The following is a 23,752-nucleotide window of genomic DNA, read 5'->3' on the forward strand; positions in this document are numbered from 1 at the left end:
TTCCATGGCGCCACGCATGAGCGGCTGGAACTTGGATACGGCCGGGTCCACCGGCCACAATGCCGTGACCATCGTTGAAGGTTCGTCATTCTTCATCTCTGCCGGCAACGGGGACCTGGACGCCGGCCTGGCCCAGGGTGTCTTCTATCAGGACACCCGGATCGTGTCCCGGTGGAACCTGCTGGTAAACGACCACGTGGTGGAAGGGCTCATGGCGGTGAACCCGGAACCCTACCGGGCCGTCTTCACCGGGCGGGCGCCCCAGCCGGACGGGGCCGCCGACCGGCCCATGGTGATCGAGCGGGACCGGCAGGTGGGCGACGGCGTCCGCGAAACCCTGACCGTGCGCAACTACTCCAACACCCCGGCGCCCTGCAGCATCAAACTGGCCGTGGAGGCCGACTTCGCGGACCTCTTCGAAGTCAAAGCCGGCCGCAAGACCCGGCAACTGCGCCCCTCCCACCGGCCCGAAGGCGACCGGCTGATCATCAGCGGCCGCCACAACGGCAGGCTGCTGGCTGTGACAGTCCGCGCCCCGGGGGCTGTGGTGAACCGCCACGGGGTGATGTTCAAAGTGACAGTTCCGGCCAAGGGATCGTGGACCGCCACGATTGTGGTCACACCCAGTTCCGACGGCAGCGAACCGGCTGGCAAGTTCTCGGCCAGCATTCCGCAACACGAATCGGTTCCTGCCCGCCGTCACCGGACGTGGCGCGCCGCCGCACCCCAGATCAGCATGGACAATCCAGCGCTCGAAAGGACCATGCGCCAGAGCCAGCACGATCTGGGTTCGCTGCGGATCGCGGACCCTGCCCATCCGGACCGCACCGTGATCGCCGCCGGCGCCCCCTGGTTCATGGCGCTGTTCGGCCGCGACTCCCTGCTGACCTCCTTCATGGCGCTTCCGGTGGACCCCGCCATCGCGCTGGGCACGTTGCAGACGCTCGCCGAGCACCAGGGCCAGAAGGTCAACAAAATCACCGAGGAGGAGCCTGGACGGATCCTCCACGAGGTGCGCCTGGGTTCTGGTGCCGCCCTGTCGCTGGGCGGCGACAAGACCTATTACGGTACGGCTGATGCCACACCGCTGTTCGTCACGCTCCTGGGCGAAATCAGCCGCTGGGGGCTGGAGCACCACGCGGTGCAGGAACTCCTCCCCAATGCGGACCGGGCCCTGGAGTGGGTTACCAACTACGGGGACCGTGACGGCGACGGCTTCGTGGAATATGAGCGCGCCACGAGGCACGGCCTCATCAACCAGGGCTGGAAGGACTCCTATGACGGGATCAACTTCGCCGACGGCACGCTCGCCGAGCCCCCCATCGCCCTCTGCGAGGTCCAGGGATATGTCTACAGCGCCTACGTAGCCCGGGCGCTGCTGGCCCTGCACGCCGGCGACAACACACTTGCCCGCAGCTGGGGTGACCGCGCGGCCGCGCTGAAGGAGAATTTCAACCGCAGGTTCTGGCTGCCGAAACGCGGGTATTTCGCGGTGGCCCTGGACAAGGACAAACGGCCCGTGGACGCCTGCGCCTCCAACATGGGACATTGCCTGTGGTCAGGAATCGTGGACGATGACAAGGCGCCCCTCGTGGCGCAGCGCCTGATGGAACCGGACATGTTCTCGGGCTGGGGAGTCCGCACACTGGCTTCGACCATGGGCGCGTTCAACCCCGTGAGCTACCACAACGGCTCCGTGTGGCCCCATGACAACGCCCTGATTGCCGCCGGCCTGATGCGGTACGGCCTGATCGAGGAATCGCAGCGGGTGGCCATGGCCATCTTCGACGCCGCGGAGGCTTTCGGCGGCCGGCTCCCGGAACTGTTCTGCGGTTTCCCGCGCGAGGCGGGCCTGCCCCCGGTGTCCTATCCGTCGTCGTGCTCTCCGCAGGCCTGGGCCTCGGCTACGCCCATCCACCTCATTCGCGTCCTCCTTCGCTTTTATCCTTCCGCCGACAACGGCCGGCTGTGGCTGAGCCCCGCCTTCCCGGACGGATTCGGCTACCTGAAGAAGGAGCAGGTGCCGCTGGCCGGTTCCCGCCTCACCATCGAGGTGTCGGGCAATGCCGCACACGTGACGGGGCTGCCGCCGTCGATTGAACTGCATCTGGGGACGCAGGAACCCCTGGCGGACCTGATCCGGGTCCACCACGACCCCGGCCGGAAGGCCGGCTGATGTAGGAGGCGCAATGCGTATTGGCATCCTGGCACCACCATGGATTCCCGTTCCCCCACCAAGCTACGGCGGGACGGAATCGGTGGTCCACACGCTTGCCGCGGGCCTCGCGGAGGCAGGGCACGATGTTGTGCTGGCCGCTTCGAGTGACAGCACCTGTCCCGTTCCGCGGGTTCCCGGGCTCTCGGAATCCTCCGAGCTCAGCATGGACTCGGGACGGCAGGAGATCCTGCACGTGCTCCGTTCCTACGACGCCATGGGGGACGTTGACATCGTCCACGACCACACACTGCTCGGTCCCCTGTGCCGGCGGAGCATGCAGGACATCCCTCGCGTCACCACGCTGCACGGGCCTTTCGACGACGAACTCACGCTGATCTACCGCGCCATGAACCGGGAGACGGCGCTCGTGGCCATCTCGCACCATCAGGCTTCCACCGCCCGCGGCGTGAAGGTGGACGCGGTCATCCACCACGGCCTGGACGTCCGCAGCGTCCGGTACAGCCCGACGCACAACGGCGGAGCATGCTTCCTGGGACGTATGCACCCCAACAAGGGCCTTCTGCAGGCCATCATGGTGGCGCGTCAGGCGGGCATTCCGCTGCGGATCGGTGCCAAGATGCGCGAACCGTTTGAGCTGGACTACTTCCATGACGTGATCGAACCGCTGCTTGGCCCGGACGTTGAATACCTCGGCGAGCTGGAGTCAGCGGAGAAGTACCGGCTGCTGGGCGAGTCCGTGGCACTGCTGAACCCCATCCAGTGGCCGGAACCGTTCGGGATGGTGATGATCGAGGCCCTGGCGTCCGGCACCCCCGTAGTGGCCACGCGCCGCGGTTCCGCCCCGGAAATCATCAGCGACGGCGAAACCGGGTTCCTGGCGGACAGCCTGCAGGGTCTGGCAGAGGCGCTGCAGGGCTGCAGCTGGTTGCGCCGCAGCGACTGCCGGCGGGCGGCCGAGCAGCGCTTCAGTTCCCAGCGGATGGTCCGGGAGTACCTCCGGTTCTATACGGAACTCCTGTCCGGATCACCCCGGGCCGCGGAGGAGACAGCAGCTGCGGGCTTCTAAGCTGCCGTACCTATCACCACCGCTCCTATAGCTACTGTGGCGTCCAGCTCCGGGTCCTGCGCCAGCCGGGCGGATAGTCCTGCCTCCCGCATCAGCCCGATGGTCCTCCGCGCCTGGCCGCGGCTTGTCTCGATCAGCACATGCCCGCCCCGTGCGAGCCAGGCCGGCGCCGCCGCAATGACCCTCCGCTGGATGTCCAGCCCGTCCGCGCCGCCGTCCAGGGACATCCGCGGCTCGTGCAGGCGGGCCTCCGGCGGCATGGTCCCGATTGCGGCCGTGGGGACATAGGGGGCATTGGCGACCAGGACGGTGATGCGGCTCCGCAGCCTCGCCGGCAGCGGCTCGAAGAGATCGCCCTCATGGACGTGCCCGCCGGCCGGTTCGATGTTGCTTCTGGCGCACAGCACTGCGGCGGGGTCCAGGTCCGAGGCATGCAGCTCAATGCCGCCTACGCGCGCCAACAGTGCCGTGCCCACGGCACCGGAACCGCAGCACAGATCCACGACGGCGGGAGCGGGGGCGTCCCGCCGCCCGGCGTCGCGGGCGGTCCCGCCGAGTAACAGCTCCGCCTGCCGGACGAGGAACTCGGTGCGGCGGCGGGGCACGAATACTCCCGTGACCACACCGATGCGAAGCCCGCAGAAGTCGGCCCAGCCAAGGATGTGTTCCAGAGGCAGCCCGGCGGCGCGCCGCTCGATCATTGCGTCCAGCTCGGTGGCGGAGCCGGCAGCGCCAGCCAGCAGCCCTGCTTCCTCCTCGGCGAACACGCAGCCGGCGGCCCGGAGACGGCGGACTGCCTCTTCCGGGCTGGCGGAAATGCGGGGTTCTGGCGGCAAGAGCAGGCTCCCTCAGCTGCGGTCGGTGGGTTTCATGCTACCGAATCCGGACCGATAGCAAGCAACCTTGGGATTCGCTGGAAAAAGTCGGTGCAAGCGCTTACAGTTGTGACTTGGCTCTCAATAGCCGGTCTCCCGCATCATCCTTCACAGCAGCAACGTCGCTTTCCGGAAGGTCTTCCTATCGTGTTTTTCCGCAGTTCACACCCCAAGAATCCACCCTGCAGCCAGCCGGCCAGGGGCGTCGCGGCGGCGGTTGCGGCGCTGGTGGCCGCGGCCGCCCTGGCCGGCCCGGCCTACGCGGCCCCGGAGCCAAAAAGCCCAGGAGCGCCGTCGGCCTCCCATTCGCTCCGTGCACCGGTGACGGACGAGAACTTCTACTTCGTCATGGCGGACCGTTTCAACAACGGAAGCAGCGCGAACGACGACGGCGGGCTGGGCGGGGGCCCCATGGTCTCCGGCTTCGATCCCACCAAAAAGGGCTTCTACAACGGCGGCGACCTGAAAGGCCTGCTGGACAAGATCGACTACATCCAGGGCATGGGCACCACGTCCATCTGGTTGACGCCCAGCTTCAAGAACAAAGCAGTCCAGCCGGAAGACAAGTCAGCCGGCTACCACGGCTACTGGGTCACCGATTTCACGCAGATCGACCCGCACCTGGGCACCAACGCCGAGCTGAAGGCACTGATCGACGAAGCGCATTCCCGCGGGATGAAGGTCTACTTCGACATCATCACCAACCACACCGCGGACGTGATCGGCTACGGGGAAGACCCCAAGGATGCCCGCAAGCCGTACGTCTCCAAGGATGCCGTACCCTACAAAACGGCGGCCGGCGACGTGTTTGACGACCGCGACTACGCCGGAACGGACGAGTTCCCGGAGCTGGATCCTGAGAAGTCCTTCCCCTACACGCCGGTCCTGGATGAGGCCGAAAAGGACCTCAAGGTGCCTGAGTGGCTGAACGACCCCACGCTGTACCACAACCGTGGCGACACCACCTTCCAGGGCGAGGACTCCTTCTACGGGGACTTCTTCGGCCTGGACGACCTCTTCACCGAGCACCCCCGCGTGGTGGACGGCATGGCGGACGTGTATGAAACATGGATTGGCGACTTCGGTGTGGACGGCTTCCGGATCGACACCATGAAGCACGTGAACGACGAGTTCTGGCAGGAGTTCGGCCCCCGGGTGCTGGACTACGCCAAGGCCCACGGCAAGGACGAATTCTTTATGTTCGGCGAGGTCTTTGACACCTCCAAGAGCTTCACCTCGCAGTTCACCACCCGCAACAAGATGCAGGCTGTGCTGGACTTCCCGTTCCAGGATGCCGCCCGCAACTTCGCCTCCCGCAGCCAGGACGCCGGCCAGCTCGAGGCCTTCTTCGCCGGCGACGACTGGTACACGGACGCCGACTCCAACGTCTACCAACTGCCCACCTTCCTGGGCAACCATGACATGGGCCGGATCGGCAGCTTCATTGCCGCGGACAACCCCGGCGCGGATGACGCCGAACGTGTTGCCCGCGACCGGCTTGCCCATGAGCTGATGTATTTCTCCCGCGGCAACCCGGTGGTGTACTACGGCGACGAGCAGGGCTTCACGGGTCCCGGCGGGGACCAGGATGCCCGCCAGACGCTCTTCGCCAGCAAGGTGCCGGAATACCTTGACGATGACCTGCTGGGTACGGATGCCACCCATGCCGCGGACAACTTCGACACCGGCCACCCGCTCTACAGCAAGATCAGCGAGCTCGCCGCGCTGACCGCCGAGCACCCGGCCCTCCGCAACGGCGCCCACCAAAGCCGGTATGCCGCCGAGGGCAAGGGGATCTACGCGTTTTCCCGGACCGACGCGACGGATCAGCGCGAGTACGTCGTGGCAGTCAACAACAGCGGGACCGAGCAGACGGCCGCGGTGCCCACGTACATTGCCAAGCGCACCTACACCCGAATCTACGGCGGCACAGGTGACTCCGGCGGTTCCGCCGCCGAAGTCAAGACGGCCGACGACGGCAAGCTCACCGTTTCCGTCCCGCCGCTTTCCGCGGTGGTCTACGAATCGTCCGGGCGGATTCCGCACTCCAAGGCGGCTCCCGCCGTCGCCCTTCAGGAGCCCGCCACGGCGGAAGGCGACAACGGCAGGATCCGGGTGGCGGCCGACGTCGACGGTTCCTCGTTCTACGAGGTCACCTTCCAGGCGCGGACAGCGGGCGGAGACTGGGCGCCGATCGGCACGGACGACACCGCCCCGTACCAGGTGTTCCACGATGTCACGGAGCTGAACCCGGGCACCGCCGTGGAATACCGAGCAGTCGTCCTGGACAACGGCGGACACACCTCCGCCAGCGCCGCCCGGGCCGGCACCGTTCCCGCCCCGGTCCTGGCCATGCAGAAACCGGCCGAAGGAAGCAGCGTGGACGGCACGGTGGAAGTCAGTGCCATGGCCAGCCCTGAAAAAGCTGACTACACCGTCAGCTTCGACCGCAGCGTGGACGGCGGCGCGTGGGCACCGATCGGTTCGGACAGTTCATCCCCCGCCTACACGGTGTTTGACGATCTTGCGGCCCTTGGCCTCGCAGACGGCACCGAAGTCCGCTACCGGGCCACCATGTCAGTTCCCGGCGCCGAGAACGTGGTGAGCGATATCCGGACCGTGGTGGCCGGTGAAATCCCGCAGCCGGACTCCGTCACCGTGGCGGGCAGCCTGAATGCCGAGATGGGATGCGGGGAATGGGATCCGGCCTGCGCGGCGGCCTTGATGACGCTGGACCCGGCGGACAAGGTCTGGCGCCTCACAGTGCCTAAACTGCCGGCGGGCACGTATGAGTTCAAGGCCGCACTCAACGGCGGCTGGGATGAGAACTATGGAGCAGGCGGCGCCCTGGACGGCGCGAACATCGTGCTGGAGCACCCGGGCGGGGCCGTGACGTTCCGCTACGACCACACCACGCATGTGCTGAGCCCGGTCTACGCATCCCAGCAGCCCGGCGCTGTCGCGGCCGCGGGGAGCATGAACCTTGAGCAGGGGTGCCCGGAGAACTGGATGCCCGCCTGCGACCAGGCCCAGCTGAAACTGGACCCGGAGGATCTCGTGTGGAAGCTGTCCGTGGAGGGCCTTCCGGCGGGCACGTATGAGTTCAAGGCAGCCCTGGACCGGTCGTGGACCGTGAGCTACGGTGCCGGCGGCTCTCCGAACGGCGCCAACATCGGCCTGGTGCACGACGGCGGCCCGCTCACCATCCGGTACGACCACTTCACTCACGTGATGACTGCGGGGTAGCTACCTCCGTTGGGCACAAAAGCAGTGCCGCCCTCACCTGAGGGCGGCACTGCTTTGTTCTTTACTGCTCCGGGTCGCTGACGCGGCCTGGCTAGCTGAGCGTCGCGGTGTCGATCACAAAGCGGTAGCGGACGTCGGAGGCCAGGACGCGTTCGTAGGCCTCGTTGATCTTCGCCGCCGGAATGACTTCGATCTCGGCACCCAGGTTGTGCTCGGCGCAGAAGTCGAGCATTTCCTGGGTCTGGCGGATGCCGCCGATCATGGAACCGGCGAAGGAGCGGCGGCCGCCGATGAGTGCGAACGCGTTCACCGGGAGCGGTTCCGCCGGAGCACCGACGTTCACGAGCGTGCCGTCAAGGGTCAGCAGCTGCAGGTAGGAGCTGATGTCGATCGAGGCGCTGACGGTGTTGATGATCAGGTCGAAACTGCCGGCCAGATCGGCGAACGTGTTTTCGTCGCTGGTGGCGTAGTAGTGGTCGGCACCCAGTTTCAGTCCGTCTTCCTGCTTCTTGAGCGACTGGGACAGCACAGTGACCTCGGCGCCCATGGCGTGGGCGATCTTGACGGCCATGTGGCCGAGCCCGCCCAAGCCGACGACGGCCACCTTCTTGCCCGGGCCTGCACCCCAATGGCGCAGCGGCGAGTAGGTGGTGATGCCGGCGCACAGCAGCGGGGCGGCGACGTCCAGCTCGATGCCTTCGGGAATCCGGACCACGAAGTCTTCGGTCACCACGACGTGGGTGGAGTAGCCGCCCTGGGTGATGGTGCCGTCGCGGTCAGTGGCGCCATAGGTGCCGGTGTTGCCCTTGAGGCAGTACTGCTCCTCGCCCTTCTGGCAGTTGACGCACTCACGGCAGGAATTGACCATGCAGCCGACGCCGACGCGGTCGCCGACGGCGTGCTTGGTGACTGCGGCGCCCACCTCGGTGACGATGCCGGCGATTTCGTGTCCAGGCGCCAGCGGGTAGTGCTGCGGTCCCCAGTCGCCGCGGACGGTGTGGATGTCCGAGTGGCAGATGCCGGCGAACTTGATCTCGATCAGCACATCGTGGGGGCCGACGTCGCGGCGTTCGATGGTGGTGGGGACCAGGTCTCCATCAGCGGACGGGGCGGCGTAAGCGTTAGCGGTAAACAATGTTGTCTCCAATGTTGGGTGTTCGCTGGATTCGTTGGGTGATGAGGTTCGGTGGGTGGTTGAACGACAGTTTCAGGGGCGGATGAGCACTTTGAGCGCTGTACGGTCCGCCATGGCGCGGTAGCCGGCGGGGACATCATCGAGGGCCACAGTCTGGTCAAACACCTTGCCGGGCTGAATTGTTCCCGAGAGGATGTCCGGCATAAGTTCTTCGATGTAGGCCCGGGCCGGGGCCACGCCGCCCGTCAGGGTGATATTGCGCATCACGGTGCCGAAATTCATGGGCACATCGGTGTACTGGGCAGCTCCCACCCTACCAATGGCACCGCCGTCGCGCACGGCGGCGATCGCTGTGTTGATGGCGTCCTGGGTCCCGACGCACTCCAGCACGGCATGCGTCCCATCGCCCCCGGTGAGTTCACGGATCCGGGCGATCCCCTCCTCACCGCGTTCGGCGATGATATCCGTGGCGCCGAATTCACGGCCCAGATCGGTCCGGTCCTTGTGCCGGCCCATGAGCAGGATCCGTTCAGCGCCGAGGCGCTTGGCTGCGATCACGGCCGACAAGCCCACCGCGCCGTCGCCAATCACCGTCACAGTGGTGCGCGGGTTCACCCGCGCCGTGATGGCGGCGTGGTGTCCGGTGCACAGGACGTCGGAGAGCGTCAGGAGGGAGGGCAGCAGCGGCGAGTCCTCCCCCACGGGCAGCTTTACCAGCGTGCCCTGCGCCTGCGGGACGCGGACTGCTTCGCCCTGGCCGCCGTCGAGGTTGTGGCCCCACCCGCCGCCGTGGCGGCAGGACGTCTGCAGGCCCTCCCGGCAGAAATCGCAGGTGTTGTCCGACCAGACGAACGGCGCCACCACGAGGTCGCCCCGTTTGAAGCCCTGGACCTCGGAGCCGAGGTCTTCTATGACGCCGAGGAATTCGTGCCCCATGCGCCGGCCCTGGTCCAACGCCGGGAGGGAGGCGTAGGGCCACAGGTCGCTGCCGCACACGCAGGACAGGACAACCCGCACCACAGCGTCCGTGGCTTCCTTGATGGCCGCGTCGGGCACGTTTTCCACGCGCACGTCGCCGGCACCGTACATGACTGTTGCTCGCATGAGGATCCTTTTCGGGTTTTGGAGTGGGGCGGCAGGCGCGGCCGGACTGCTTAGCCGCCGTGCGCCGTCGTCGGCTGTTCAGCGGGCTGTTCTGTCAGGACTGCCGTTCGCCCATGGGGTGCTCCTTAGGAAGTTTTCGCTGCCTATCCAGCAAACCGCGTTCCCTTCGCGCGGGGAAGGTCCTGTTGGTACAGGTACTGGCAGGGCCTCCCTACAGCCGGGGACGGCTCCTAGTGTTGAAGGGGTGGAATGCCGCCCCCCCACAGGGGCGGGTAACCAGCGATTGAGGAGAACTGTTGGAAATCCAGCCCAAGACGCCAAGCAACAAGGGACCGGCGGAAATGTTCACCGGCGACGTCTGGTTCGACGTCATCGCCAAGGGCGAGGCACCCTCGCAACTGCGCGTGAACATGGTCCGCTTCGCCCCGGGCGCGCACACTGCCTGGCACTCGCACGTGAACGGCCAGACCCTACATGTGACCGAGGGCCGCGGCCTGGTCCAGTCCCGCGGCGGCGAGGTGATCGAGCTCCGTCCCGGCGACACCATCTACACGCCGCCAGGTGAAGAGCACTGGCACGGCGCCGCCGCTGACCACTTCATGTGCCACCTCGCCATGTGGGAAGGCCTGGGCGAAGACCAGGAGGGCCCGGAAACTGCGTGGGGCGAACACGTTTCCGACGAGGAATACGGCGCGAAGTAGGCGGCCTGTGCACGGCCTGTGCGCGGGCCGGCATTATTGTCTGACCCTCGCGGCACACTTATCCCATGGAAGTTATGGGGGAACTTGCAGCAGGAGGGGCGTTGCGATGGGCCGGACTGCCCGCCGCTTCTGCCGTTCGGCCCGCTTCCGGCCCGGGTCTCCGCAGTGTCCCCGCCGGGCCGGGGGCTTCTCAGTCGTTGGCGTCCGACGGCGGCGGGTCCCTTGATCTCGCCCGGATCCTTGCGCTGACGGGAGCTTTGAGTTCGACGGCGGTCGACGACACCGCGGTGATGGGCTTCCGAGAGGCGGCTGACTTCGCGGCAAACGTCGAGGAGATCAGCCGGCAAATGGACTATCTGCAGGTGGTTGCGGCCGGGGCCGTAGACCGGACCAGGCGCCAGGCCCAGGCGGCTGCGCGGGCCGGCTCGGGCTCCGGTGCCGCGGTTGGCTGGGCCACCGGGTGGGGCGAAGCAACAGCCGTCCACGGGCCCATCGGCTGGGCCTCCAGCCAAACTGCTGGCACCGGGTGTGATCCGGCTACCGAGACGCCCGCGGGAACTGAAACTCAAGAAACCCGGGCCCCGGACCCGGCGGACGACGGGTGCCGGAACTCCGCCGAGTTCCTCCGCGCCCGGCTCCGGATCGGCGCCGCAGAAGCACGCCGCCGGCTCGCCCTCGCGGACTCTCTGCTCCCGAGGACCGGGATCACCGGCCACACCGAACCGCCGGAACGTCCCGAACTCGCCGCCGCCGTGGCAGCGGGGACAGTTGCGTCCCGCGCCGCGACCATCATCACCCTTGCCCTGGACCGGGTCCGCCACCATGCCCCCGAAGGCACCGTGGCCCGGATGGAACACATGCTGACCCGCCAGGCGGCCGAGAGTGATGCCGATCTACTGGCCCGGGTCGCCCGGCGCTGGGTCGACGGGCTCGACCAGGACGGCTCCGAACCGTCCGAGGAAGAACTCCGCCGCCGCCAGGGCGTCTTCCTCCGGCAGCCCCGCCGCGGGCTCCAGCACTTTGAAGTCTTCGCCACCCCGGACCAGTTCGAGCCCCTCCTGACCGCGATGAACACCGCCGCCAACCCCCGCACCCGCACTGGCACTGGCATTGGCGACGCGGACACCACTGCAGCCGATGCCCTGGACCTGCGGACCAGGCCGCAGCGGCTCCTCGACGGCCTCGTCGGCGCCTCCAAAGCAGGCCTCAGCACCGGAGCCCTGCCCGCTGCCGGCGGACTGCGGCCGCAGGTCATGGTCACCATCGACTACCGCGACCTGTTGGAACGGTTGGACGGGTTGGACCGGTTGGCGTCGTCAGGCACCGGAACCTCCGCCACTGCCACGAACACCGGCATCCCCGGCACGGGCTCGTTCACGTTCACCGGCCCCGTCACCGCCTCCACCGTCCGGAAGATCGCCTGCGACGCCGACATCATCCCCGTCCTCCTCGGCAGTCAGGGCCGCGTCCTGGACATCGGCCGCACCACCCGGATCTTCCCGCCCCACATCCGCAAAGCCATCACCGCCCGCGACCACGGCTGCGCGTTCCCGGGCTGCACCATCCCGGCCCCCTGGTGCGAAGCCCACCACATCACCTACTGGTCACACGGCGGAACCACCAGCACAGACAACGGCACCCTGCTCTGCAGCCATCACCACCACCTGATCCACAAAGAACAATGGCAGATCCGCATCCAAACCGGGATCCCGTGGTTCATCCCGCCACCCCACATCGACCCACACCAAGTACCCAGACGGAACCACTACTTCCGGTGCTGAATGGCGGCTCTTTCCAGGCTCTGTTGAGCACAAACCGGCCGGCCACCACTAGCCAACTTGACCGGCCGGGCGGTGGAGACCGGGCTTGACGCCACCCCGTTGTGAAGCCCGGTATGCCGAGGGACTGCTGCCGTACGCGCGGGTGAAAGCAGTGCTGAAGGTGAAGGCGTTGCTGTACCCCACCCGGGCAGCAATCACCGCCAGTGTGTCAGCGCTCGTCGAGAGGCGGTCGGCAGCCAAAGCCAGGCGCCACGCCGCAAGGTACGTCATGGGTGGCTGTCCCACAGTGCTGCGGAACCGCGCGGCCAGCGTGGCCCGGGAAACGTGGACTCGCCTGCCCAGTTCAGCAACAGTCCATGGGGCCGCGGGCTCCCGGTGCAGCAGGGAAAGCGCCTCGGCGACGATCGGGTCGCGGTTGCCGGATACCCAGCCGGGCACTGCGGTCCCGGGGCGTGCGGCCCAGGCGCGCACCAGGTGGAGGAGCAGCAGGTCCAGAACCCTGTCCAGGGCGGTCTGCTGGCCGAGGCCCTGAAGCGTGAGTTCCCGGTGCAGCATTTCCAGCAGCGCCGGATCCACCTCCTCCGCAGTGAACGCGACGAGCCGGGGCAGCGCCGCGGTGACGAGCCGGCCTACCGCGGCATCGCTCTGGTAGGTACCAATCAGCATCACCGTCTCAGCGTCTTCCCGATCGCCCCAGGTCCGGACACCGTGCCGCATGGTGACCTCCACATGGTCACCGGACGGCGTTTGGCAGGATTGGTCCGGACCGATCACAACAGTGGGTGAACGGTCGGGCGAATCGGCCACGAGGTAGCGGTCCGGTCCCCTGACCGTGGCGGCCTCGCCGGGATTCACAGACTGCGTTTCGCCGCCGGCTGCAACCCAGGCTGTCCCCCGCACAGGGACTATCACCGTCAGCGCGGCCCCGTCACGGACGTCGATGGCAAACGGCGGATTCAGCGCGACCCGAAGGGCGAAAGCCTGCCGCGCCTGGGGACCGGCAAGGAACTCCGTCATAGGATCCATGCCCTGAGCCTAGACGATCAAAGATGCTCAGTGGACGCTTAGCTATTCATCGTCCAGCCCCAAGCCGGAAGGCTGAGGTTATGACGATCATGAATTCATTTTCCAAGCCCACGCCCAGGGCCTGCCCGTGAACGCGTGGCTTCCGGTGGTTGCCGGCACGGGTTCCGCTGTGGCGGGCGGTTTCTACTTTGCCTTTTCGGCCGTGGTGATGCCGGCGCTGCGTCAGCGGCCCGCAGCTGAGGCAGCGGCCGCGATGGCTGCGATCAACGAGCGGGCGGTCACGCCGCCCTTCATGATCCTCTTCTTCGGAACGGCGGCTGCCTGCGGGGCCAACATCATCGCCGCGGCAGCCGATCCCCAGCATTCCACGCCCCTGAGGGTGGCCGGATCCGTGGCATACCTGACCGGCTGGGCCTTGACCATGGCAGTGAACGTCCCCCTCAACAACAGGCTTGCCGGCACGGAGCCCCGGGGGATGGAGGCCATGTGGGGCGTGTTTGAACAGCCATGGACCCGGGCAAACCATGTCCGCGCCGCCCTGTCCGTCGCCGGCGCACTCGGACTGATGGTGCCGGTGTTGGTTGACCCCGTGCACTGAACGGACCGGGCAGCAGTCCCGTGACACGGAATGTATTTCACTCATTGGAAAGCACGACGCCGGGCGGACAGCTTTGAGGGCATGCTGGTGTCCACGCCACGGCGAAGCTCCGGACTGGAAAGAAGGAACCAATGTCCCTCAGCGTTGAGGAAATGAACACGCAACTCCCGGTGGCGAACGCGCTGCCCGGCGAGGCTGTCCCCTACTACATGGCTTCCGGCGAGGGCGCCCGGTATGAAATCAACGGGCAGCTGGTCACCGTCATTGCCCGCGCGGCGGACACCGGGGGCATCTTCAGCGCCGCCTACATCTCCGGCGGCATGGGGGCCGAATCACCGTTCGTGAGCCACAAGGTGGAGCACAAGACCCTGTACGTTTTCGACGGCATCCTGCACGTCTGGCTGCCTGGTGAAAGCCGCATCCTCACCCCTGGCGATTCCGTGGTCATCCCGCCCGGAACCCCGCACGCCTACCGCATGGCCAGCCACTACACCCGCTTCCTGAACTGGATGACCCCCGGCGGCGCCGAGGCCTACTACGAACGCGTCGGCACCCCCATCGATTCACACGTGCCGCCCGTTCGCCCCGGCCACAAGCGCAGCGCCCAGGAGCAGGCGGAAGTCGGCGCCGAATTCGGCATCACTTTCCCGGACGTGGAACGGGTGGCGCCCTCCTTCCAGCAGGACGCGGGACTTCCTGCGGCCCAGAGCCCGTACTTCCTCAGTGCCGGCGAAGGTGAGCGGATGGTCAGCTACCAGACCATGTTCACCTACCTCTCCCGCCCGGCGAACACCGGCTCCAACTACTTCGCAGTGCACACCAAGGGGGCCAAATCCCCGTACATCCCGCTGCATTTCCACGAACAGCACACCGAAAACTTCCTGTGCACGGAAGGCCGGATGTGGCTCTACGCCAACGGCCGCGAGGTCCTGCTTACCAAGGGTGACTTCCTGCATGCCCCGGCCGGCACCATCCACTCCTTCGCGTTCGATGCGCACAACACCCAGATGGTGGGCTTCCTGACGCCGTCGGTCTTCAACGGTTTCTTCGAGTACTTCAACAAGCCCACCGAGGACTACATGTACACCGAAGGCGGCCAGCCCTACATGGACATGGAAGGCTTCGGGCGCGCCCAGGCCGAAATGGACCTCACCGTGGTGGGCCCGCCGCCGCAGCGGCGCACGGCACTGGACATCTCCTAACCGCCCTCGCCGCAGAGAAAACAACGGCCCGGACCTCCGCAAGGAAGTCCGGGCCATTTCTGCTCTCAGGTGGTCATCGATTGCTCCGTAGGCGCCCTATTCACCCCGGAAAAGGGCCGTTACGGAGCAATCGACGGGAATTGGCGCACCAGTTCGCGGCCGTAATCGTTGCCGTTCGGGGTGCGGAGCACGGTATGCATGTGGAACGGCGCCGGCTCGTCGTTACTCAGGAAGACGCCCGTGTGGTGGTCCAGTTCCATCACCACCACGGGGCTCTGCAGCCGGAAGTAAAAAGCCTCCTGACCTTCCCAGCCGCCGATCCAGCTGAACCAGCTCTCCCCATAGTTCTCCTGGATCTCCCTGCGCCGCGCGGCCCTGGGCCCGTCCGGCAGGTAGGCGATGAAATCCTCCACCACTTCGTCCAGCACGGCCCGGGCCGCGGGCGGCATCGAGCCGACGGGGATGCCCTCGTAAGGAATCACCCGGTTGTCCTGGAAGCAGCCGGCCAGGTGCCGTTCGTCGCCGGGGTGGATCCGTCCTTCGGGCATGGCCGGGTCCACCATGGCGCCATACACCGTTGCGTCCTTGCGGAGGGCGTCAGGCAGTGCCCCCATCAGCTGCCGGGCCAGTGCGATGCGCTCCTTGAAGACTTTGACGCCCCGGTACGGACCGGCGTCGATGCCATCCGGCTCCGCGCCGAGGAACACAGGCGAGATCACCAGCTGCGTGCCCGCCACCAGGCAGTTGAGCGCCACATGGTGGCCGAACATCTGCCACCCCCAGGGTTCAGTCTCGGACGGCTCGCCAAACAGGGCGAAGTTGTAGCTGAATTCGTTCATCAGCTGCGGCAGCTCCACCAGCTCACCCAGGAACCCGTTGATCCGCATGAGGTTCCTGGCCAGTTCGAAACCGGTCGGGCTCAGGCTCGCCTCCACCACCGCCAGGGCGGCATCGCGGAGGGGCGAAGCCAGCTCGTCAAGGCGCAGCCCGGTGTCGTGCTGCATGAACTCCGGGTTGGCCCAGCCCTGCCATTCATGGGCATCCACGGCGTAGCGCAGCCTGGCTGCTTCCTCCGGGGCGGCCACTTCCAGGAGCTTGCGGCCGGCGGCCACCATCGCGGCCGTGGGAGCTTCCTCCCCGGGCCGGGCTGGTTCCAGCGGATACAGTCCCGGGCGGATGACGCCGTCGTTCGTGATGCCCGTGAACGGTTCCGGATAGAGCACGTCCCAGCCCTTGATCATGGGCCCGGCAAAGGAGTCGGTCTTGGCTGCCTCGGCATAATCCCGGGCAGTGAGGCCGCGGATGCCGGCCACCCGCGGATGGTCGGGGGCGAAGAGAAAATCACGGAATGACGGCGCTGACACGGGAGTCCCTTTCGTTGGACTGCGACGAGTGGTGTTGTGACGAGTGGTGCTGCGTCGGGTGGTGCTGCGAAGAGTCTGGCGATGCCGCGCCCCAGCCTGCGGCCACGGACAGCGCTGCCGCAGCAGCCTCCGGCACACTCCCTCGCCAAGCGACGTGCTGGTCCGGGCGGACCAGCACTGCGTCGGCCCCCCACAGTTCCCCCATCGGCGTCCCGTCGTCGGAAGGCCCGACGGCGGCGACGGTCACCGGGATGCCCCGCCGCGCGGCTGCGACGAATACCGGTGCGAAGACCTGGTCCGCCTGCGCCCCGCCCAAGGCGGCGGCATCGGCCAGAAGGGTGAAACCCGGGCCGAGGCGGCTGTAGACGGAGGTGTTGGCGTCCAGCCACGCGTGCGGAAGCAGGGCGCCCGGGCTGGCCGACGCGACGTACCGGATGGGGTCTTCGGCGGGAACCGGCGAGCCGTCCGGCACCACCAGGGGCGAATCCGCGTAGGCGTAGCCGAGCACCAGCCCCAGCGAATCGAACTCGCTCTGCTTGACCGCGAGCGCCTGGTAAGCCGCCTGCCTGGCCCGGAGGCCGTCGCCGCCGTCGCTGCGCAGCGCCGGATCAGCGAAATGGTAGGCGAGCGCCTCGCCGTTGGTGGCGGCGTCCCGGATGGTGCGGGCGGCCACCGGACGGCGTTCCAGGCCGTAACTGGCCAAAAGCCCCGGGCCGCCCCAGCCGTTCAGGCTGGCCGCGATTTTCCATGCCAGGTTCGCGGCGTCCCCGATGCAGGTGTTGAAGCCGTGGCCGCCCCAGGGCGGATTCAGGTGTGCCGCGTCGCCCACCAGGAACACGCCGTCGCGGCCGTATCCGGGAGCAAGGAGCATGCGCGCGGTCCAGGGGTCCGTTGCCACCACGTTGATATCCACGTCTGCGCCCACGAGTTCGCGGACCATGGCGACGGCTTCGTGGTCAGCCAACCCGCCCGCTGCTGCGGCGTCCACTCCCTGGATGATGGCCCACCAGGTGTCGACGAGGTCCATCCGGCCCACCATTCCTGCGGTTTCCCCGCCCACCACCCAGTACTGGACGGCCGGGGGCAGCGTGATCGCGGAGCCGAGGCCCTTGGAACGGAACAGGATGCTGATGTTGGACAGGGCTGCGGAGCCGCCTTCCAAGCGGATGCCAAGGCTGCGGCGCACAGCCGACGACCCGCCGTCGGCCCCGACCACAAAGTCCGCGGCGATGGTGCGGGTGCGCCCGGCGCCGTCCGCCACGGCGACGGCGGATCGAATGACGGCGGGTGCGGCGCCTGCTGTTCCGGGATCCATGGTGCCTGGATCGATGGATCCGGAGTGAACACCTCCGTCATGGGCAGTAACGTCCTCAACGTGCCACCCGGTCAGCAGGGTGACCAGGGGCGCCTTGGCCACCGCCGCCCGGAGGACCTCCTCCAGGACCGGCTGCGGAACCTGCTGCCCGCATTCGGGTTGCGGACCGTAGCGGCCGGGCACCAGCTGGAAGGCCTGCCGGAAGGTCCGCAGCCCGTGGGCTGAGGGACCGGCCAGACCGGTGCAGAAGATCACGTCCTGGGCGTACTCCACGGGAAGCGGGGCAGCGGCGCGCAGGGCGTCCGCCAGTCCCAGCCGGCGCAGGTGCGTCATGGTGCGGGCGTTGGTGGTCTTGGCCCGGGGCCTGTCCGGATCCACGGTTGTCCGGGGTTCAATCACCACGCTGGGAATGCCGCGGGAAGCCAGGTCCAGCGAGAGGAAGAGCCCGCTGGGGCCGCCGCCGGAGATCAGGACCTGCACCTCCCCGGGCACCGCGTCAGGGGAGGCGGAGTGCAGCGTAACCATCAGGCACGGCCACGGAGTGAGCTGTCGCCTACGGGGGTGGTCAGCGTGCCGAGGCGGTCGATTTCCACTTCAACCGTGTCGCCGGGCTGCAGCAGCCACTGCGGTGTGCGGGCGTACCCCACACCCTCCGGGGTTCCGGTGGCGATCACATCGCCGGGATGGAGGGTGAGCGTGTGGCTGATCAGCGAGACGATGGCGGGTACGGAGAAGATCATGTCCCGTGTGTTGCCGTTCTGGACCTCGGTGCCGTTCACCCGGGTGCGGACCTGGAGGCCGTCCCGGAGGTCGCCCGCCTCGTCGCGGCTGACCATCGGGCCCAGCGGCCCGCTGAAGTCACCGTTCTTGCCCAGGGTCCACTGCGAGGTGAGCTTCTGGGCCCGGCGGGCGGTCAGGTCGTTGAAGGTGGAGTAACCGAAGACCGACTCCGCGGCCTCGGCTTCGTTCGCGGATTCCACCCGCCGGCCGATGTATGCCGCCACTTCGCCTTCCCAGTCCAGGCCGTCTTCGCCGGCAGGCACCGGAACAGGCACATTTCCCACCGACAGGGATGCGGTCCAGCGGCCGAACAGTGTGGGGTGCGGAGGGAGCTCCTGCTCCTTGTAGCTGCCCTCGGCGGCGTGCGCCTTGTAGTTGAGTCCCACGCAGATGACGCGTGCGGACGGCGGCACCAGCGGCACCTCGGTGACGCTGCCGCGCTCAAGCCAGCCGCCGTCGTCGTCGGACTGCGGGCTGCCAGCCGTCAGCGAGACAGACTTGTCTTGCCAGCCGGCGGCGTCGGCCCAGAACTCGCCCACGGGCGCCAGCGGGAAGACGCGGGAGTCCACCAGGGCCGCTGCCCAAGGTTCCCCGCGGTGGTTGATGCCGATGTACTGCATGTGGAGCCTTTCAGGTCTAGCCCGGGCACGGCGAATGCCGGTCAGGCGGGTTCAGGAGGTAGTGCAATGTCGGGAAGTGCAATGTCAGGAAGCGCAATGTCAGGAAGCGCGGGCTTGCCTGCGGAAGAAATCGATGGTGGCGTCCAGGACCTTCTGCGCCGCTGCCGGGCTTTCGTCCGGCAGCAGCCACATGTGGTCGGCACCCTCAATGAGGTGAAGTTCGACGTCGGCGCCCGAGGCTTCCAGCGCAGCGGCCAGTGTGGTGGCCTGGGCCGGCGGGACGAAGCGGTCCGCGGTGCCGTGGGCCAGGAAGAACGGCGGGGCGTGCCCGCCGACGTAGCTCAACGGACTGGCGGCAGCCGCTTTCTCCGGGGCGTCGGCGGGCCGGGCGCCGATGAGGAGCGCTTCCCGGGAGCCGGGATCGTCGGCCGTGGCGACGGCGTCGGGCAGTGCCTGGGCGCCCATCCGCACCAAATCAGTGGGCGCGTACCAGGCGGCGACGGCGGCAACACGCGCCGCTCCTGCCTGTCCGCCGTCGCCGCCGTCGCCGGAACCGTCCACGTCGTAACCGCCGGAACCGTCCGCGCCGAGGCCCACCAGGCAGGCCAGGTGGCCGCCGGCGGAGTCGCCCCAGGCGTAGATCCGCTCCGGGTCCACGTTGTAGTCGGCCGCGTGGCTCCGGAGCCAGGAGACGGCGGCCCTGGCATCGAGGAGCTGGGCCGGAAACACCGCCTCCGAGGACAGCCGGTAGTCTGCCGACACCACGGCGAACCCGGCTGCTGCCAAACGCTCAAAAGGGGTCAGCGAGAACCCGTCCGTGACCGGGCCGAGGGAGGAACGCTCCCCCGTCCGCCAGCCGCCGCCATGGAAGTGCACCACGGCCGGCACCGGGACCTGGGTGCTGCCCCCGCCCGGCAGGTAAAGGTCCAGCAGCAACGGCGAACCGCCGGGAATCGAAAACTCGATTCCCCTCAGGACTTGTCCTGCAGTCATCAGTGACTCCATCCGTTGCCATGGCCGGTATCAGGATCGATCCGGCGTCTCCCCTAAGCCTGCTGGACGGAAGGCCCACTGGAAACGGGAAATTTCAATCATTGGAACGGCTTCGCGGAGCCCACTTCGTCGGCCAGGAACTGCAGGCCGCGCTGCACAATGCCCAGTCCGGCGGAGTGGTTCAGGTACCCGTGAGTGGCACCGGCTTCCAGGCGTGCTTCCACGGCGATCCCGGCAGAGCGGAGACCGCGGATGAACAGCTCGGCGGAGTAGCGCAGGTCATCGTATTCGGACACCAGGACCGCGGACGGCGGCAGTCCGGCGGGATCCGCATGCCCGGGCATCGCATAGGAGGATGCCATCAGGAGGGGACCGCCAATGTAGTTCTCCACCAGGGCGCGGCAGTCGTCCGCCGTGAAGCGGAGGATGCGCGGCAGGCCGGACATGCCTGCTGAATCAGGGTTCCCTGACGCCGGCAGCTCCGCGTGCAGGAAAGGGTAGGCCAGCACCAGTTTTGCAGGCAGCTGGCGGCCCGAATCCTTGAGGTACAGGGCTGCTCCGACTGCCAGGTTGCCACCGGCACTGGCACCGCCCAGGCACAGTGTCCGGGGGTCAGCCCCCAGTTCCGCGGCGTGCTCGACGGCCCAAAGCCATGCCGCCAGGACGTCATCGTGCGGTACCGGGAAATGCACGCCGTCGCGGGCCAGCCGGTAATCCACGGACAGCACGATCCCGCCCATTCTGGCCGCCACTTCCCGCGACAGCTGGTCCGCTTCCCGCATGTCCAGGCCACCCCCGGCGAACCCGCCGCCGTGGATCCACACGAGGGCGGGAAGGCCCCCGCCAGCAGCGCCGCCGGAGGCGCCCGCAGTGGAGTCGCCCGCAGTGGAAGGGTCCGCGCTGGAGGAGTCCGACGCCGGTCCGGCGTAAATGCGCACCGGTACCGGGCCGTTGGGTCCCGGTACATCCACGGTCCGGACAGCTACGTCGGGTGCCGTATACGGGGCACCCCCGGCGCTGAAGGCCTCCAGTCGCTGCACGCCGGACGGATCGGCAAGGAGCTCGGCGAAGGAGCCGGCGCCGGCCACGTGGTGCAGGAGGCCGGCCAGCTCCGGATCCACGGTCATGGCCGTGCGGCGAGCTCGGGTGCCCGGACGGCGCCATCAGGCAGCGCCGCGGCGCAGCTGAACGAGTGCGTCCCGGAACCCACGCCATAGGTACTCCCTTCAGCGTCGGGCAGCACCACCGTGGCGGTGCACCCTGCGGGGACGGTCAGCTGCAGCGTGAAGTCCCGGCCCGCCAGGTCCCACCGCACCGAGGCCACACCGTACGGGGTTTCGTGCCGGGCTTCCGCCCAGTCCAGCCCGCCGCCCGGCCGGGGCCGGACCAGGAGCTTCCGGTAGCCCGGTTCAGCCGGCGCCAGGCCGGCCAGGCTGCGGTGCATCCAGTCGGCCACGGCACCCAGGGCGTAATGGTTGAAGGACGTCATTTCACCCTCGTTGATACTGCCGTCCGGAAGCATGGAATCCCAGCGCTCCCAGATGGTGGTGGCCCCCATGGTCACGGGGTACAGCCAGGACGGGCATTCCGTCTGGAGCAGCAGCCGGTACGCCGCCGTCGCATAACCGTGGTCGGTCAGGGCGTCGCACACCAGCGGCGTCCCGACGAAGCCGGTGGCGATCCGGTAGCCGTCGGCCTCCACGGCAGCTGCCAGGCCCGCCGCCGCTGCAGCCCGCTCCCCGCCCTCCAGCAGCCCGAAGCTCAGTGCCACGGCATAGGCCGTCTGCGTAGGCGGCATCAGCAGCCCGCTGCCGGATATATAACGCTTCCGGAATACTTCGGCGGCCCGCTGCGAGAGCCCGTTCAGGGCGGCGGAATCCTCCCCCAGCAGCTCCGCGGCCTCAGCGGCCACCCGGGCGGAGCACGCCAGGTAGGCCTGCGCCACGAGCTGCCACGGCGTCCGGGCGGCGCCGGGATCGTTCGGTGGCGCCGCCGGGTCCAGCCAGTCACCGAACTGGAACCCCTGCTCGAACCGCAGCTCCGGTCCGGCGGCCCGGGCCGCAGCGTCCAGCCACGCGGTCATTCCGGGCAGCTGCCGCCGCAGGAACTCCAGGTCGCCGCTGCGCTGGTACAGCACCCACGGAACCAGCACGGCCGCATCACCCCACGCGGCCATCACCGGGCGGACCGGGAACGGCGGCTTGTCGAACGTCACTTCGGGGACAACCAGGGGCGGGGGCCCGTCGGTTCCCTGCTCCGCCGCCAGGTCCTTCAGCCAGGAGGCGGTGAACCCCGGGATCCGGTAGAGGAAGGACGCGGTTGCTGCGAAAATCTGGAAGTCCCCGGTCCAGCCGAGCCGCTCGTTGCGCTGCGGGCAGTCCGTTGGCACATCGACGAAGTTCCCGCGCATGCCCCACACCACGTTGGAATGGAGCCGGTTCAGCATGGCGTCGGAACATTCAAAGGTGCCGGTCCGCGCCAGGTCCGAGTGGACAACGACGGCGGTGAAGGCTTCCGGGTCGAGGTCACACGGCCAGCCGCTCACCTCCACGTAGCGGAACCCGTGGATGGTGAACTCCGGCTCCCAGGTTTCCTCGCGGCCGCCGCGCAGGATGTACCGGTCGGTCTGCCTGGCGACCCGCAGGGGCCTGGTGCCGAGTTCTCCGTGTTCCAGGACTTCGGCGTGGCGCAGGACCAGCTCCGTGCCGGCCTCGCCGCTGACCCGGATGCGTACGTGCCCCACCAGGTTCTGGCCGAAGTCGAGGATGGTCTTCCCGGACGGCGTGCCCAGCACGGCGCGAACGGACAGCTCTTCAGTGGCCCGCACCGGCGGACCGTCCGGGGCCACCAGCACCGATGCCTCAAAGTCCTCCACGGCTACAGGGCCGAGGGCGGCATCCCCGGAGCCGGCCCAGCCGCCGTCCTCCAGCCGGGCGTCGTACGTTTCGCCGTTGTAGAGATCGGCGCCGAGCACCGGGCTCCTCCCTGCCAGCCAGGACCTGTCGGTTCCGATGACCGTGATCCGGCCGCCGTCGTCGGCGATTTCCAGTTGGGCGATCGCCGCTGTGCGGTCCCCGTAGGTGTTCCGCTTGTCCTGGAAGCCCAGGTTGCCCCGCCACCAGCCGTCGGCAAGTTCGAGTCCGATGACATTGGTGCCGGGCCGCAGATAGCCGGTGACGTCATGGGTCTGGTAGCGGAGGCGGTGGTGGTAGCTGGTCCAGCCCGGTGCCAGGCGGTCGCGCCCCACGCGCCGGCCGTTGATCGAGGCGACATAGAGCCCGTGGGCGCTGGCGTAGAGGCGGGCGGAGGCCACGGGACCGGTGACTTCGAACGTCCGGCTCAGCCTGGCGGCGGGTTCCGTGTCTTCGCTGGCTTCGTGCCAGGCCGGCCGGATCATGGCCGCCTGCCAGTCCCCGGGATGCAGGAGCCCGGCTTCGACGTAGGCGACACGGCTCCACCCGGAGGGCCCGTCGTCGCCCGTTCCCCAGACCCGGACGCGCACCGCGACACGCTGCCGGCTCTCCAGTGGCGGCGCCGGCCACGGCTGCAGGAGCTGTTCGGCGGATTCAGTCCGGCCGTAGCTGACCAGGCGCGCTTCATCGGGCCCGAGCTCGAGTTCGTACGCGGACTGGACCCAGCCCGAGGTGTCGGTGCTGACCTGCCAGGAGAGCCGCGGCCGGTCTTCACCGATGCCCAGCGGCTCCTCGTGGTGTTCGAAGCGGACGGCGGAAGGTACGGCGGTGTGATGAGTCAACGTCGGCTCGATT

General features: G+C 68.0%; 17 protein-coding genes. 7 read left to right on the top strand and 10 right to left on the bottom strand.

Annotated elements, in window-relative coordinates:
* Positions 1–16 precede the first annotated feature (16 nt).
* The gene (locus tag RW112_RS07975) at positions 17–2,176 is read left to right on the top strand and encodes a glycogen debranching N-terminal domain-containing protein (RefSeq protein ID WP_317781232.1); all 2,160 of its coding nucleotides are present in this window, start codon (positions 17–19) and stop codon (positions 2,174–2,176) included.
* Positions 2,177–2,189: 13 nt separating this feature from the next.
* A complete protein-coding gene (locus tag RW112_RS07980; RefSeq protein ID WP_317781233.1) occupies positions 2,190–3,245 on the top strand; it encodes a glycosyltransferase family 4 protein in 1,056 nt (351 codons plus the stop codon).
* Here the strand turns inward: RW112_RS07980 and RW112_RS07985 are convergent.
* Positions 3,242–4,081 (bottom strand): putative protein N(5)-glutamine methyltransferase, encoded by an 840-nt coding sequence (locus RW112_RS07985; RefSeq protein ID WP_317781234.1) that lies wholly within the window; start codon positions 4,079–4,081, stop codon positions 3,242–3,244. The two genes, RW112_RS07980 and RW112_RS07985, sit on opposite strands and share 4 nt — an antisense overlap.
* Before the next feature lie 186 nt (positions 4,082–4,267).
* Here RW112_RS07985 and RW112_RS07990 point away from each other — a divergent pair, with 186 nt between their 5' ends.
* Positions 4,268–7,366 carry an alpha-amylase family glycosyl hydrolase gene (locus RW112_RS07990; RefSeq protein ID WP_411709880.1) on the top strand — a complete coding sequence of 1,033 codons (3,099 nt, stop codon included), beginning with the start codon at positions 4,268–4,270 and terminating at the stop codon, positions 7,364–7,366.
* 91 nt (positions 7,367–7,457) lie between these two features.
* On the opposite strand, the gene RW112_RS07995 is transcribed toward RW112_RS07990, so the two are convergent.
* Together RW112_RS07995 and RW112_RS08000 are read right to left on the bottom strand one after the other, a co-directional pair.
* The gene (locus RW112_RS07995) at positions 7,458–8,501 is read right to left on the bottom strand and encodes an NAD(P)-dependent alcohol dehydrogenase (protein ID WP_317781235.1); all 1,044 of its coding nucleotides are present in this window, start codon (positions 8,499–8,501) and stop codon (positions 7,458–7,460) included.
* Positions 8,502–8,573: 72 nt separating this feature from the next.
* Positions 8,574–9,605, bottom strand: a complete 1,032-nt coding sequence (locus RW112_RS08000; RefSeq protein ID WP_317781236.1) for a zinc-binding dehydrogenase — start codon at positions 9,603–9,605, stop codon at positions 8,574–8,576.
* Positions 9,606–9,901: 296 nt separating this feature from the next.
* Between RW112_RS08000 and RW112_RS08005 the strand changes: the two genes are divergently transcribed.
* Together RW112_RS08005 and RW112_RS08010 are read left to right on the top strand one after the other, a co-directional pair.
* On the top strand, positions 9,902–10,306 hold the full coding sequence (locus tag RW112_RS08005; RefSeq protein WP_317781237.1) for a cupin domain-containing protein: 405 nt from the start codon (positions 9,902–9,904) through the stop codon (positions 10,304–10,306).
* Between the two features lie 65 nt (positions 10,307–10,371).
* A complete protein-coding gene (locus tag RW112_RS08010; protein ID WP_317781238.1) occupies positions 10,372–12,087 on the top strand; it encodes an HNH endonuclease signature motif containing protein in 1,716 nt (571 codons plus the stop codon).
* A gap of 48 nt (positions 12,088–12,135) precedes the next feature.
* On the opposite strand, the gene RW112_RS08015 is transcribed toward RW112_RS08010, so the two are convergent.
* A complete protein-coding gene (locus tag RW112_RS08015; protein ID WP_317781239.1) occupies positions 12,136–13,113 on the bottom strand; it encodes an AraC family transcriptional regulator in 978 nt (325 codons plus the stop codon).
* A gap of 127 nt (positions 13,114–13,240) precedes the next feature.
* Here RW112_RS08015 and RW112_RS08020 point away from each other — a divergent pair, with 127 nt between their 5' ends.
* Positions 13,241–13,711, top strand: a complete 471-nt coding sequence (locus RW112_RS08020; protein ID WP_317781240.1) for a DUF1772 domain-containing protein — start codon at positions 13,241–13,243, stop codon at positions 13,709–13,711.
* Between the two features lie 131 nt (positions 13,712–13,842).
* Entirely contained in the window at positions 13,843–14,913 is a 1,071-nt protein-coding gene (locus RW112_RS08025; RefSeq protein WP_317781241.1) for a quercetin 2,3-dioxygenase, read from the top strand.
* 119 nt (positions 14,914–15,032) lie between these two features.
* Here the strand turns inward: RW112_RS08025 and RW112_RS08030 are convergent, their stop codons facing one another.
* From RW112_RS08030 to RW112_RS08055, 6 genes are all read right to left on the bottom strand, one after another.
* Positions 15,033–16,277: a DUF3500 domain-containing protein gene (locus RW112_RS08030; protein WP_317781242.1), complete on the bottom strand. Its 1,245-nt coding sequence runs from the start codon at positions 16,275–16,277 to the stop codon at positions 15,033–15,035.
* Positions 16,255–18,117 carry an FAD-dependent monooxygenase gene (locus tag RW112_RS08035; protein ID WP_317781243.1) on the bottom strand — a complete coding sequence of 621 codons (1,863 nt, stop codon included), beginning with the start codon at positions 18,115–18,117 and terminating at the stop codon, positions 16,255–16,257. The genes RW112_RS08030 and RW112_RS08035 overlap by 23 nt, the downstream gene beginning before the upstream one ends.
* On the bottom strand, positions 18,117–18,992 hold the full coding sequence (locus RW112_RS08040; RefSeq protein ID WP_317781244.1) for a fumarylacetoacetate hydrolase family protein: 876 nt from the start codon (positions 18,990–18,992) through the stop codon (positions 18,117–18,119). Before RW112_RS08040 ends, RW112_RS08035 begins: the two co-directional genes overlap by 1 nt.
* 99 nt (positions 18,993–19,091) lie before the next feature.
* Complete coding sequence (locus tag RW112_RS08045; RefSeq protein ID WP_317781245.1) at positions 19,092–19,985, bottom strand: alpha/beta hydrolase; 894 nt, start codon at positions 19,983–19,985, stop codon at positions 19,092–19,094.
* A 98-nt stretch (positions 19,986–20,083) separates the two neighbouring features.
* Complete coding sequence (locus RW112_RS08050; protein WP_317781247.1) at positions 20,084–21,112, bottom strand: alpha/beta hydrolase fold domain-containing protein; 1,029 nt, start codon at positions 21,110–21,112, stop codon at positions 20,084–20,086.
* On the bottom strand, positions 21,109–23,739 hold the full coding sequence (locus RW112_RS08055) for a glycoside hydrolase family 78 protein (protein WP_317781248.1): 2,631 nt from the start codon (positions 23,737–23,739) through the stop codon (positions 21,109–21,111). Before RW112_RS08055 ends, RW112_RS08050 begins: the two co-directional genes overlap by 4 nt.
* Positions 23,740–23,752 lie beyond the last annotated feature (13 nt).

It is taken from the genome of Arthrobacter sp. B10-11 (assembly GCF_033142195.1).
Classification (GTDB): Bacteria; Actinomycetota; Actinomycetes; order Actinomycetales; family Micrococcaceae; genus Arthrobacter; species Arthrobacter oryzae_C.

Excerpts from the sequence above, each read along its gene's own strand:
- RW112_RS07975 (WP_317781232.1), top strand. The coding sequence starts at position 17 with ATGAGCGGCTGGAACTTGGATACGGCCGGGTCCACCGGCCACAATGCC.
- RW112_RS07980 (WP_317781233.1), top strand. The coding sequence starts at position 2,190 with ATGCGTATTGGCATCCTGGCACCACCATGGATTCCCGTTCCCCCACCA.
- RW112_RS08000 (WP_317781236.1), bottom strand. The coding sequence starts at position 9,605 with ATGCGAGCAACAGTCATGTACGGTGCCGGCGACGTGCGCGTGGAAAAC.
- RW112_RS08010 (WP_317781238.1), top strand. The coding sequence starts at position 10,372 with ATGGAAGTTATGGGGGAACTTGCAGCAGGAGGGGCGTTGCGATGGGCC.
- RW112_RS08015 (WP_317781239.1), bottom strand. The coding sequence starts at position 13,113 with ATGGATCCTATGACGGAGTTCCTTGCCGGTCCCCAGGCGCGGCAGGCT.
- RW112_RS08025 (WP_317781241.1), top strand. The coding sequence starts at position 13,843 with ATGTCCCTCAGCGTTGAGGAAATGAACACGCAACTCCCGGTGGCGAAC.
- RW112_RS08035 (WP_317781243.1), bottom strand. The coding sequence starts at position 18,117 with ATGGTTACGCTGCACTCCGCCTCCCCTGACGCGGTGCCCGGGGAGGTG.
- RW112_RS08040 (WP_317781244.1), bottom strand. The coding sequence starts at position 18,992 with ATGCAGTACATCGGCATCAACCACCGCGGGGAACCTTGGGCAGCGGCC.
- RW112_RS08045 (WP_317781245.1), bottom strand. The coding sequence starts at position 19,985 with ATGACTGCAGGACAAGTCCTGAGGGGAATCGAGTTTTCGATTCCCGGC.
- RW112_RS08050 (WP_317781247.1), bottom strand. The coding sequence starts at position 21,112 with ATGACCGTGGATCCGGAGCTGGCCGGCCTCCTGCACCACGTGGCCGGC.